General features: G+C 70.2%; 10 protein-coding genes. 1 reads left to right on the forward strand and 9 read right to left on the reverse strand.

What is annotated here, in order from left to right; genetic code table 11:
* The 4 genes from MTQ10_RS21065 to rlmN all read right to left on the reverse strand — a co-directional run.
* A partial coding sequence (locus MTQ10_RS21065; protein WP_247470540.1) for an ABC transporter ATP-binding protein occupies nt 1-1,022 on the reverse strand: 1,022 nt, incomplete at its 3' end.
* A gap of 117 nt (nt 1,023-1,139) precedes the next feature.
* Nucleotides 1,140-2,747: an ABC transporter permease gene (locus MTQ10_RS21070; protein ID WP_247470554.1), complete on the reverse strand. Its 1,608-nt coding sequence runs from the start codon at nt 2,745-2,747 to the stop codon at nt 1,140-1,142.
* Between the two features lie 38 nt (nt 2,748-2,785).
* Entirely contained in the window at nt 2,786-3,880 is a 1,095-nt protein-coding gene (locus tag MTQ10_RS21075; RefSeq protein ID WP_247470526.1) for a thiamine ABC transporter substrate-binding protein, read from the reverse strand.
* Nucleotides 3,881-4,102: 222 nt separating this feature from the next.
* Nucleotides 4,103-5,209 carry a 23S rRNA (adenine(2503)-C(2))-methyltransferase RlmN gene (gene rlmN, locus MTQ10_RS21080; protein WP_247470529.1) on the reverse strand — a complete coding sequence of 369 codons (1,107 nt, stop codon included), beginning with the start codon at nt 5,207-5,209 and terminating at the stop codon, nt 4,103-4,105.
* Nucleotides 5,210-5,492: 283 nt separating this feature from the next.
* Between rlmN and MTQ10_RS21085 the strand changes: the two genes are divergently transcribed.
* Nucleotides 5,493-5,804, forward strand: a complete 312-nt coding sequence (locus MTQ10_RS21085; RefSeq protein ID WP_247470532.1) for a hypothetical protein — start codon at nt 5,493-5,495, stop codon at nt 5,802-5,804.
* Between the two features lie 475 nt (nt 5,805-6,279).
* On the opposite strand, the gene MTQ10_RS21090 is transcribed toward MTQ10_RS21085, so the two are convergent.
* The 5 genes from MTQ10_RS21090 to rpsB all read right to left on the reverse strand — a co-directional run bounded on the left by MTQ10_RS21090 (nt 6,280) and on the right by rpsB (nt 10,923).
* Entirely contained in the window at nt 6,280-7,401 is a 1,122-nt protein-coding gene (locus MTQ10_RS21090; protein WP_247470534.1) for a phosphatidate cytidylyltransferase, read from the reverse strand.
* Nucleotides 7,401-7,958 (reverse strand): ribosome recycling factor, encoded by a 558-nt coding sequence (gene frr / locus MTQ10_RS21095; protein ID WP_031120910.1) that lies wholly within the window; start codon nt 7,956-7,958, stop codon nt 7,401-7,403. Before frr ends, MTQ10_RS21090 begins: the two co-directional genes overlap by 1 nt.
* A 130-nt stretch (nt 7,959-8,088) precedes the next feature.
* A complete protein-coding gene (gene pyrH / locus MTQ10_RS21100; protein WP_247470536.1) occupies nt 8,089-8,847 on the reverse strand; it encodes a UMP kinase in 759 nt (252 codons plus the stop codon).
* 190 nt (nt 8,848-9,037) lie between these two features.
* On the reverse strand, nt 9,038-9,874 hold the full coding sequence (gene tsf / locus MTQ10_RS21105; protein ID WP_247470537.1) for a translation elongation factor Ts: 837 nt from the start codon (nt 9,872-9,874) through the stop codon (nt 9,038-9,040).
* A 191-nt stretch (nt 9,875-10,065) separates the two neighbouring features.
* A complete protein-coding gene (gene rpsB, locus MTQ10_RS21110; protein WP_247470538.1) occupies nt 10,066-10,923 on the reverse strand; it encodes a 30S ribosomal protein S2 in 858 nt (285 codons plus the stop codon).
* Nucleotides 10,924-11,311 lie beyond the last annotated feature (388 nt).

An 11,311-nucleotide genomic window follows, 5' to 3' on the forward strand; every position in this document is an offset into this window, starting at 1 on the left:
CCCCCGCCCAGCACCACGACCTCGCCCGCGTCGAACCCGACGCCCACCACGTCCCCCACCTCCGGCGCGTCCCGCAGTGCGCACGCGGCCTCCAGCCGAGGCGCGCCCTCCGGCTGGAGCTGCACGGCGACATGCGTGCCCTTGAAGGTCCGCGCCGCGACCTTGCACGGCAGCCCCTCCGCCGCCGTACCGGCCACCCGCACCCCGCCCGGCCGGACCAGCAGCGTGCACTCGCCCTGCGGGGACCCTTCCGGCACCGGCACCTTCCCCCACGCCGTGTCCGCGGCCTCGCCGACCACGGTCGCCGGCACCACGTTCTCGAAGCCGAGGAACCGCGCCACGAACGCGTCGACGGGCCGCTGCCACACCTCCAGCGGTGTTCCCACCTGTGCGATACGTCCGTCACGCATGACCACGACCCGGTCGGCGAGCGCGAACGCCTCGCCCTGATCGTGCGTCACCGCCAGCACGGTCGTACCGAGCCGCCCGAACAGCTCCCGCAGCTCCACCACCAGCCGTTCCCTCAACGTCCGGTCCAGCTGTCCGAGCGGCTCGTCCAGCATCAGCAGCCGGGGCCGGGGCGCCAGGGCCCGGGCGAGCGCGACGCGCTGCTGTTCACCGCCGGACAGGGCGGACACGGCCTGCCTGCCCGCGCCGGGCAGCCCGACCAGCTCCAGCAGTTCGTCCACGCGCGCGGCCGTCTCGCTCTTCGGCGTGCCGTGCATCCGCAGTCCGAACGCGACGTTCCCGGCCACGTCCCGCTGCGGGAAGAGCTGATGGTCCTGGAACATCAGTCCGACGCCCCGCTTGTGCGCGGGTACGCCCGTCTGGTCCCGGCCGTCGAGCAGCACCCGTCCGGCGTCGAGCGGCTGAAGCCCCGCGACGGCCCGCAGCAGCGTGGACTTGCCGCTGCCGCTCGGCCCGAGCACGCACACCACCTCGTGCTCGGCGACGTCCAGATCGACCGCGTCCAGCACAGGGCGCCCACCGAAACGGACGGTCGCACCGTCGAGGCCGAGCAGCGTCCTGACCCCGCCGACGACACGGGCCTCACCGGCCCCCTGCGCCCCACGGGCCCCCGAAGCCTCCCACGCCCCCGCAGCCTCACGGGCGGCCTGCTGGAACTTCCCCGCGCTCATCTAGAACTCCCCCGTCCGATCGGCGCCCCGCAACCGCTCCAGCAGGAGCAACGCGGCGGCGCAGACCACCATCAGGATCGCGGACAGGGCCATCGCCTGCCCGTAGTTGAGGTCGCCGGGCCGGCTCAGCAGCCGCGCCACGGCCACCGGCAGCGTCGGATTGTCCGGCCGGGCGAGGAACACGGTCGCGCCGAACTCGCCGAGCGACACCGCGAACGCGAACCCGGCGGAGATCAGCAGGGCCCGCCGTACGAGCGGCAGATCGACCTCCCGCCACACGCGCCAGGGCGAGGCGCCGAGGACGGCCGCGGCCTCCCGGAGCCGCGCGTCGACCGCGCGCAGCACGGGCAGCATGGTCCGTACGACGAAGGGGACACCGACCAGGGCCTGGGCGAGCGGCACGATGATCCAGGAGGCGCGCAGGTCGAGGGGTGGTTCGTCGAGGGCGATGAGGAAGCCGAAGCCGACGGTGACGGCGGACACGCCGAGCGGCAGCATCAGCAGCGCGTCGAACCCGCGGACGAGCCGGCCGGCGTCGCGGCGGGTCAGCGCGGCGGCGGCGAGCCCGCCGATCACGACGGCGATCAGCGTGGCGACGACGGCGTACCGCAGCGAGTTGCCGATCGCGGCGATCGGCGGGACGAGGAACATGCCGCCGTCGTCGCTGGTCAGCTCGCGGTAGTAGGTGAAGGTGCCGGGGGTGTCGAGCGAGCGCTGCACGAGCACGGCGAGCGGCAGCAGCAGGAGCAGGGCGACGCTGACGAGGACTCCGGCGAGCAGCGCCCACTGTCCGGCGCCGCGCGGCCGGTGGGCGGTGGTGGCGGCGTCGACGAGCCGCAGGGCGCTCTCCCGGCGCCGTACCGTCCAGGCGTGGACGGCGAGGACGGCGCCGACGGCGACGAACTGCACGAGGGTGAGCACGGCGGCCGTGGACAGGTCGAACACGTCGGCGGTCTGCCGGTAGATCTCCACTTCCAGGGTGGAGAAGGTGGGTCCGCCGAGGATCGTGACGACGCCGAAAGAGGTGAAAGTGAACAGGAACACCATCAGCGCGGCGGCGGCCACGGCCGGGGTGAGCGCGGGCAGGGTCACGGTCCGCCAGGCCCGCAGCCGGGAGGCGCCCAGCATCCGGGCGGCGTCCTCCTGGCGGGGGTCGAGCTGGGCCCACAGGCCGCCGACGGTGCGGACGACGACGGCGTAGTTGAAGAAGACATGGGCGAGGAGGATCGCCCACACGGTGGTGTCGAGGCGTACGCCCCACAGCTCGTCGAGGAGTCCGCCGCGGCCGACGAGCGCGAGGAAGGCCGTGCCGACGACGACGGTCGGCAGCACGAACGGCACGGTGACCACGGCCCTCAGCGTCTGCTTGCCGGGGAAGTCGAGCCGGGCGAAGACGTATGCGCCGGGCAGGGCGACGAGCAGGGTCAGCGCGGTGGAGACGAGCGCCTGCCAGGTGGTGAACCACAGCACGTGCCGGATGTCCGGCTGGGTGACGACATCGGCGATCCGGCCGAGCTGCCAGGTGCCGCCGTCGTGGAGGCCGCGGGCGACGATGGCGGCGACGGGCCAGGCGAAGAAGACGGCGAAGAACGCGACGGGCCCGGCCATCAGGGCGAGCCGCGCCGCGTTCCCGGTCCGCCGACGGGTCACCTCAGTACGAGCGAGGTCCACGACTTGACCCACTGGTCACGGTGGTCGGCGATCTTCTCGGGGGCCATGGTCTCGGGGTTCTGCGCGGCGGGGCCGTACTGCGTGAACTCCGGCGGAACCTTGGCGCCCTTGAGGACCGGGTAGACGAACATGTTGAGCGGCATGTCCTCCTGGAACCGCTCGGAGACCAGGAAGTCGATGAAGGCCTTGCCGCCCTCGCTGTTCTTCGCGTTGCCGAGCAGCCCGGCGAACTCGATCTGCCGGAAGCAGGTGCCGGTGGCGACGCCGGTCGGGGCGTCCTTCGGGCGGGGCTCGGCGTAGATGACCTCGGCGGGCGGGGAGGAGGCGTACGACACGACGAGCGGGCGGTCGGCCTTGGCCTTCTTCCCGCCGGCGGAGCCGGAGAACTCCTGGTCGTATGCCTGCTGCCAGCCGTCGACGACCTTCACGCCGTTGGCCTTCAGCTTCTTCCAGTACGTCTCCCAGCCGTCGTCTCCGTACTTGGCGGCCGTGCCGAGCAGGAAGCCGAGGCCGGGCGAGGAGGTGGAGGCGTTCTCGGTGACGAGGAGGTCCTTGTACTCGGGCTTGACGAGGTCGTCGAAGGTCGCCGGCGGGGCCAGCTTGTGGTCGGCGAAGTACTTCTTGTCGTAGTTGACGCAGATGTCACCGAAGTCGACCGGGGTGACGCGATGTCTGCCGGCGTCGAGCTGGTAGGCGGCGTCGATCCGGTCGAGCCCCTTCGCCTCGTACGGCTGGAACAGGCCGTTGTCGAGGGCGCGGGACAGCAGGGTGTTGTCGACGCCGAAGAAGACGTCGCCCTGCGGGTTGTCCTTGGTGAGGATGGCCTTGTTGACGGCCTGCCCGGCGTCGCCGCTGGTCAGCACCTTGACCTTGTAGCCGGACTGCTTCTCGAAGGCGGCGATGACGTCCTTGGAGGCCGCCCAGGAGTCATGGCTGACGACGGTGACGGTCTTGGACCCGCCGGACGACGACGAGCCGCCGGAGCCGCCGCTGTCGGACGACGAACCGCAGGCGGACACGGCGACGAGCCCGAGGCCGACCGCGGCGGCCACGACCAACTTCTTCTGCACTGGATTCCTCCTGGAGGTGACCAGGAAGAGACGCGGCCCTGCCCGCGGACCTCGGAACCGGGGCGGTTCCGTGCCGCGGGCAGGGCGCAACAGCTTGAGTGATGACCGAACTCCCTACCCAGAATGACCTGGGCGAGGTTCAGAGGGTCTGCGGCCCGGTTGCCGCACTCTCAGCGCTGTGGCGCTCCCCTGTCGGAATATGAACATGTGACGGTGGTCAGACTACCGCTCGGTGGCCGCGAGCTGGCCGCAGGCCCCGTCGATCTCCTGACCACGGGTGTCCCGGATCGTGACCGGCACACCATGAGCGGCGATCGCCTCGACGAACGCCTTCTCGTCCTCGGGCCGGGACGCGGTCCACTTCGACCCGGGCGTCGGGTTCAGCGGGATCAGGTTGACATGCACAGGCTTGCCCTTGAGCAGCCGCCCGAGCCGGTCCCCCCGCCAGGCCTGATCATTGATGTCCCTGATCAGGGCGTACTCGATGGACAGCCGCCGCCCGCTCTTCTCGACGTACTCGAACCCGGCGTCGAGAACCTCACGCACCTTCCACCGCGTGTTCACGGGCACCAGCGTGTCCCGCAGCTCGTCGTCGGGAGCGTGCAGCGAGATGGCGAGCCGGCACTTGAACCCTTCATCGGCGAACCGCCGAATGGCAGGCACCAGCCCCACAGTCGACACGGTGATCCCGCGCTGCGACAACCCGAGCCCGTCCGGCGCGGGATCGGTCAGCGCCCGAATGGCCCCCACCACCCGCTTGTAGTTGGCGAGCGGCTCCCCCATCCCCATGAACACGATGTTGCTGAGCCGGGCGGGCCCCCCGGGCACCTCCCCGTCCCGCAGCGCCCGCATCCCGTCCACGATCTGATGCACGATCTCGGCGGTGGACAGATTCCGGTCCAGCCCGGCCTGCCCGGTCGCACAGAACGGACAGTTCATACCGCACCCGGCCTGCGAGCTGATGCACATGGTCACCCGGTCCGGGTACCGCATCAGCACCGACTCGACGAGCGTCCCGTCGAACAGCCGCCACAACGTCTTCCGCGTGGCCCCGGCATCGGTCGACAGATGCCGCACGACACTCATCAGCTCCGGGAACAACGCCTTCCGCAGCTTCTCCCGCGACCCGGCGGGGATGTCCGTCCACTCCGCGGGATCATGCGCGTACCGCGCGAAGTAGTGCTGCGACAGCTGCTTGGCACGGAACGGCTTCTCCCCGACCGCGGCCACAGCCTCCTTGCGCTCGGCAGGCGACAGATCGGCAAGATGCCGCGGCGGCGACTTCGCTCCGCGCGGCGCTACAAAGGTGAGTTCTCCGGGCTTGGGCATGGTGCATCCAGTGTCGCAGATCCAGATGGGTGACCTGCCGGGGCGAGACCGGCAGCGGTCTGCGGACCGTGGCCCCCGGTGCCAGATCTCGAACGGCGGGCGCCTTGGCCCCTGGCCGCTCGCCTCTGGCTGTCAGACGGATCGGCTTCCCCTGCGTGTCGTCCGCGCACGCCACCGGGTTGTACCTGTTGTCGGCGCAGGACGGCAACGCGCGGCGAGTCATGGCGTCCGGCGCCGGGCATGCGGCAGGAGCGTGACGGCACGGACGAGGGATGGGTGCGGGATGTCACTGGGGGAGCGTGAGAAGGCGGCCGGAGCCACCAAGCCGACCGCTCAGGAGGCGTGGGCTGCGGCGGCGTACTCGATTCTGATCAGCGTGGCGGAGACGTACCACGCGGTGATCACGTACAAGGAATTGGGTGAGGAGATCCAGAGGCGGACGGGTATCCGGACCAAGGCTCTCCTCCAGAACTGGATCACCCCGGTGCTGGGCCGGGTGGTCCGTGAGGCACACCGTCGCGGAGACCCGCCCCTGACAGCGCTGGTGGTCCACACGGTGACGGCAAGGTCGGCACGGGCTACGCAGAAGTTCTGACGGTGGCCGGGAAGCCGCCGGTGGAGGGCGAGATGGAACGCGAGCATCATGCCGCCGAGGCGCGCCTCGCTTGTTACCGCCGGTTCTGCCGCGATCTGCCGCCTGATGGCGGGAGGCCTGCTCTGGCTCCCAGGCTGCAAGCCACCGTCGAGCGTCGTCGTCGGCGCGTCGAGAAGCCCCCGCAGGTCTGTGGCCGCTGCTTCGTCCAGCTGCCTTCGACGGGCGTTTGCGACTCGTGCGGTCAGTCCCACAGCCGTCGGGAGTGAATCACGAACGGCAGTTGTGACAACGCGAACAACGACCCCACGCCCGCCCACCCACGAAGCCGCGCTCTTGCAGCCCGGCACCCTGTGTCAGGGGCATGCGGAAGCTGAAGCTGTCGTCGGGTGTCCTCGTTCGTGGCCCGTCGTAGCCACGGCGAAGGCCCGCCGCCCCTGAGCGGTGACAGGTGCGGCGGGCCTTCGAAAAAGTGGGGTCAGCCCGAGCCCACGAAGAGTTCCAGCAGGAGCCAGACCACCGGGGCCGTCGGGAGGAGGGAGTCCAGGCGGTCCATGATGCCGCCGTGGCCCGGCAGCAGGGTGCCCATGTCCTTGATGCCGAGGTCCCGCTTGATCATCGACTCGCCGAGGTCGCCCAGCGTGGCGCTGGCGGCGACCGCGAGGCCCAGGAGCAGGCCTTGCCACCAGGCGCCGTCGTCGATGAGGAACTGCAGGCACAGCGCTCCCGCGACCATCGCGAAGGCGACCGCGCCGAACAGGCCCTCGCGGGTCTTGCCGGGGCTGATGCGCGGGGCGAGCTTGTGCTTGCCGAAGCGCCAGCCGACGGCGTACGCGCCGGTGTCGCTGACGACCGTGAGGATCAGGAACGTCAGGACGCGCCAGGGGCCGTCGTCGGCAGTGAGCATCATCGCCACGAACGTCGCCAGGAACGGCACGTAGAACGCGGCGAAGACGCCCGCCGTGACGTCCTTCAGATAGCCCTCGGGAGGGTCCGTCATCCGCCAGACGAGGACGGCCAGCGCGGTCAGCGCCATCGCCACCCACGCGCCTTCGGCACCGCGGACGTACCCGGCCACCACCATGGCCGCGCCGCCGACCGCGAGCGGCACGAGCGGCGCCTTGATCTCCTTGCGTTCCTGGAGCCGGCTGGTCAGCTCCCACAGGCCGACGACGACGGCGACGGCGATGACGCCGACGAAGACGGCCTTGACGACGAACAGCGACGCGATGATCACCGCGCCGAGTCCGACACCGACCCCTATGGCGGCGCCCAGGTCGCGGCCCGCGCTCTTCTTCTGCGGGGCCGGCGTGGGCTGGGGGGCGTCGGGCATGGGATCCGGATTCTCGTCGCGGAACAAGGGGCCGCTCAGCCGAGCGGCCCCCCGGTCGTCATCCTGGTCTCCGCCGTGGGCGGACACGTCGGGCACGATGGGCATGGGGCGAGTGTGCGGCGCGTCCTGCGCATCGTACGCGGGACCCGCCGGGACGGCTCCCTGGACGGAGCCCCGGTCCGTGTGCCCCTGGTCGGCGGGGCCCCAGTACCCGGTCTGTCCGGTGTGCCCGGTGTGCGGCGGCGCCCCCCAGGTGGAGTCGTTCATCAGACCTCGAGCAGCTCTGCTTCCTTGTGCTTGAGGAGCTCGTCCACCTGGGCGACGTACTTGGCGGTGGTGTCGTCGAGCTCCTTCTCCGCGCGACGGCCCTCGTCCTCGCCGACCTCGCCGTCCTTGATCAGCTTGTCGATGGCGTCCTTGGCCTTGCGGCGCACGGAGCGGATGGACACCTTCGCGTCCTCGCCCTTGCTCTTCGCGACCTTGATGTACTCGCGGCGGCGCTCCTCGGTCAGCTCGGGGAACACCACCCGGATGATGTTGCCGTCGTTGCTCGGGTTGACGCCGAGGTCGGAGTCGCGGATCGCCTGCTCGATGTTGCGCAGCGCGCTCTTGTCGAACGGGGTCACGACCGCCATGCGCGGCTCCGGCACGGAGAACGAAGCCAGCTGGTTGATCGGCGTCGGCGCACCGTAGTAGTCGGCCACGATCTTGTTGAACATCGCCGGGTGCGCACGGCCGGTGCGGATCGCGGCGAAGTCCTCCTTGGCGACCACGACGGCCTTCTCCATCTTCTCCTCGGCCTCGAGGAGGGTCTCTTCGATCACCACTTGCTCCTGCGTGTCTTGAGTAGGCCCGGCTGCGGTTCCTCGTGGGGGGCGGCGGCCGGCTGCGTCGCGTCTTCTTCCTGCACGGTTCCCGACCGGCAGGACATTGTCCATCCCCCAGCGGGGGTCATCAGCCCTGACTGGCGTGCTCGCCCACCAGCGTGCCGATCTTCTCACCCTTGACGGCACGGGCGATATTGCCTTCGGCCAGAAGCTCGAAAACGAGGATCGGCAGCTTGTTGTCCCGGCACAGGGTGATCGCGGTGGCGTCGGCGACCTTCAGGTCGCGCGTGATGACCTCGCCGTAGCTGAGGTGGTCGAACTTCACCGCGTCCGGGTTGCTCTTCGGGTCGGAGTCGTAGACCCCGTCCACGCCGTTCTTGCCCATGAGCAGCGCCTCGGCGTCGATCTCGAGGGCGCGCTGGGCGGCGGTGGTGTCGGTGGAGAAGTACGGCATGCCCATACCGGCGCCGAAGATGACCACGCGGCCCTTCTCCAGGTGGCGCACGGCGCGCAGCGGGATGTACGGCTCGGCGACCTGGCCCATGGTGATGGCGGTCTGGACGCGGGAGACGATGCCTTCCTTCTCCAGGAAGTCCTGGAGGGCGAGGCAGTTCATCACGGTGCCGAGCATGCCCATGTAGTCCGAGCGGGCGCGGTCCATGCCGCGCTGCTGGAGTTCGGCGCCGCGGAAGAAGTTGCCGCCACCGATGACGACCGCGATCTGGGCGCCGTCGCGGACGACGGCGGCGATCTCACGCGCGATCTTGTGCACCACGTCGGGGTCGACGCCCAGGCCGCCGCCGCCGGAGAAGGCCTCTCCGCTCAGCTTCAGCAGATACCGGCCGCGTACTTTGCCGTCGTCGCTCTTCTCGGGCTTGGTCGTCATGGGGTTCTCCTCGTGGTGCGCATACGAAGAAGGCCATTGCCGGTGGGGCGTGTTTCGCATCCCATGCGGCAATGGCCTCCTCGTCAGATCTGCTGCCGTCCGCCACACGCGCGTGCGCGGTGTCGTGCGCGTTCGGCAGGGGCGACTGTTGTCGACCCTATCCGGGTCGCGCGGCGGTCGCGGTACGGACTCAGATGCCGACCTTGATGCGCACGAAGCGCTTCAGGGTGACACCGGCCTCGTCCAGGACCTTCTGGACGGACTTCTTGTTGTCGAGCGCGTACGGCTGGCCCAGCAGCGTGGCGTCCTTGAAGAAGCCGTTGAGGCGACCCTCGACGATCTTCGGCAGGGCGGCCTCGGGCTTGCCCTCGGCGCGGGTGGTCTCCTCGGCGATGCGGCGCTCGGCCTCGACGACCTCGGCCGGCACGTCGTCCTTGGAGAGGTACTTCGGCGCGAAGGCGGCGATGTGCTGCGCGACGCCCTTGGCGACCTCGGCGTTCGGCTTGTCGAACTCGACGAGGACACCGATCTGCGGGGGCAGGTCGGGCATCGTGCGGTGCATGTACGCCGTCACGTAGCCGTCGGCGAACTGCGCGAAGCGGTCCAGGACGATCTTCTCGCCGAGGTTGGCGTTGGCCTCGTCCACGAACGCCTGCACGGTCTTGCCGGGCTCGATCTCGGAGGCGAGCAGCGCCTCGATGTCGGCCGGGGCGTTCGCGGCGACGTGCTCGGCGATCTTGTTGGCGACGGCCTGGAACTTCTCGCCCTTGGCGACGAAGTCCGTCTCGCACTTCAGCTCGACGAGGACGCCGGAGGAGTTGTCGTCGGCGATGATGGAGACCACGGCGCCGTTCTCGGCGGAGCGGCCCTCGCGCTTGGCGACGCCCTTCTGGCCCTTGATACGGAGCGCCTCGACGGCCTTCTCGACGTTGCCGTCGGACTCGTCCAGGGCCTTCTTGCAGTCCATCATGCCGGCGCCGGTGAGCTCACGGAGCTTCTTGACGTCAGCGGCGGTGTAGTTCGCCATGAGTCTGTGAATCTTTCTCGAAGTCTGGGAGATCGGAGATCCGCGGCGGTACGGCCGCCCGGACGCGGTGTGCGCCGGGATGGCCGTCGTCCGGCCGCTGACCTACGGGTGAACGGCGGGGGCGGACCGCACCGCACCGGATGCCCGGTGCTCGGAGTACCGTCCCCGCCGTCTGCGGCTGACGCCGGATGTCAGGCCTGCTCGCCCTCGGCGGCCGGGGCCTCGGCGGGGGTCTCGGCGGCGGGAGCCTCGGCGGCGGCCGGGGCCTCCTCGGCCTTCTTCTCGCCCTCGAGCAGGTCGCGCTCCCACTCGGCGAGCGGCTCGCCCGCGGCCTTCTCGCCCTTGTCACCGGCAGCGCCGGAGCGGGCGATGAGGCCCTCGGCGACGGCGTCGGCGATCACACGGGTGAGCAGGGTGACGGAGCGGATCGCGTCGTCGTTGCCCGGGATCTTGTAGTCGACCTCGTCGGGGTCGCAGTTGGTGTCGAGGATGGCGACGACCGGGATGTTGAGCTTCCGGGCCTCGCCGACCGCGATGTGCTCCTTCTTGGTGTCCACGATCCAGACGGCGCTCGGCACCTTCTGCATCTCGCGGATACCGCCGAGGGTCTTCTCCAGCTTGGCCTTCTCGCGGGAGAGGACCAGCAGCTCCTTCTTGGTCAGACCGGAGGACGCGACGTCCTCGAAGTCGATCTGCTCCAGCTCCTTCAGGCGCTGCAGACGCTTGTAGACGGTCGAGAAGTTGGTGAGCATGCCGCCCAGCCAGCGCTGGTTGACGTAGGGCATGCCGACGCGGGTGGCCTGCTCGGCGATGGCCTCCTGCGCCTGCTTCTTCGTGCCGACGAACATGACCGTGCCGCCGTGGGCGACGGTCTCCTTGACGAACTCGTAGGCGCGGTCGATGTACGACAGCGACTGGAGCAGGTCGATGATGTAGATGCCGTTGCGCTCGGTGAAGATGAAGCGCTTCATCTTCGGGTTCCAGCGACGGGTCTGGTGACCGAAGTGGACGCCGCTCTCCAGCAGCTCCCGCATCGTGACGACGGCCATGGCCGTTTCTCCTTGGGTTTCTCGGTTGTGCCGCGACCGCCGGCCGGCCGTCGCGCCTGACGCCCGCGGTGCGCCGAGCCACGAAGGACCGAGAGGCGCTGATACGGACCGTTGCCGGTGGCCGTACCGGGGCGTGCGAAGTCGACCCGGTGGCCCGGGTCGCCACGAGAAGTGTACGGGACCCGCGACGTGCCGGGTGACGCCGCTGTCCACAACCGGCCGGTTGTCCACAGGTCCCGGCCGTGATCGGGCGGGCTGCGGGACGGTGGTGCGCATGCGAGAGGAACGACGAGTGCGACCGCTGTTGTGGGCCCTGACGGGCATGCTGCTCGCCCTGGCGGCTCTGTCCCCGCTGGCCTGGGCTTCGGGCGGGCGGGGGCGGTACGCG

The organism is Streptomyces sp. XM83C (assembly GCF_023072675.1).
In the GTDB taxonomy this organism is placed as follows: Bacteria; Actinomycetota; Actinomycetes; order Streptomycetales; family Streptomycetaceae; genus Streptomyces; species Streptomyces thermocoprophilus.

Bases quoted from the DNA above. Each gene is read 5' to 3' on its own strand.
- MTQ10_RS21070 (WP_247470554.1), bottom strand. From the start codon at position 2,747: ATGGCCGGGCCCGTCGCGTTCTTCGCCGTCTTCTTCGCCTGGCCCGTC.
- tsf (WP_247470537.1), bottom strand. From the start codon at position 9,874: ATGGCGAACTACACCGCCGCTGACGTCAAGAAGCTCCGTGAGCTCACC.
- rlmN (WP_247470529.1), bottom strand. From the start codon at position 5,209: ATGCCCAAGCCCGGAGAACTCACCTTTGTAGCGCCGCGCGGAGCGAAG.
- rpsB (WP_247470538.1), bottom strand. From the start codon at position 10,923: ATGGCCGTCGTCACGATGCGGGAGCTGCTGGAGAGCGGCGTCCACTTC.
- MTQ10_RS21090 (WP_247470534.1), bottom strand. From the start codon at position 7,401: ATGAACGACTCCACCTGGGGGGCGCCGCCGCACACCGGGCACACCGGA.
- MTQ10_RS21085 (WP_247470532.1), top strand. From the start codon at position 5,493: ATGTCACTGGGGGAGCGTGAGAAGGCGGCCGGAGCCACCAAGCCGACC.
- pyrH (WP_247470536.1), bottom strand. From the start codon at position 8,847: ATGACGACCAAGCCCGAGAAGAGCGACGACGGCAAAGTACGCGGCCGG.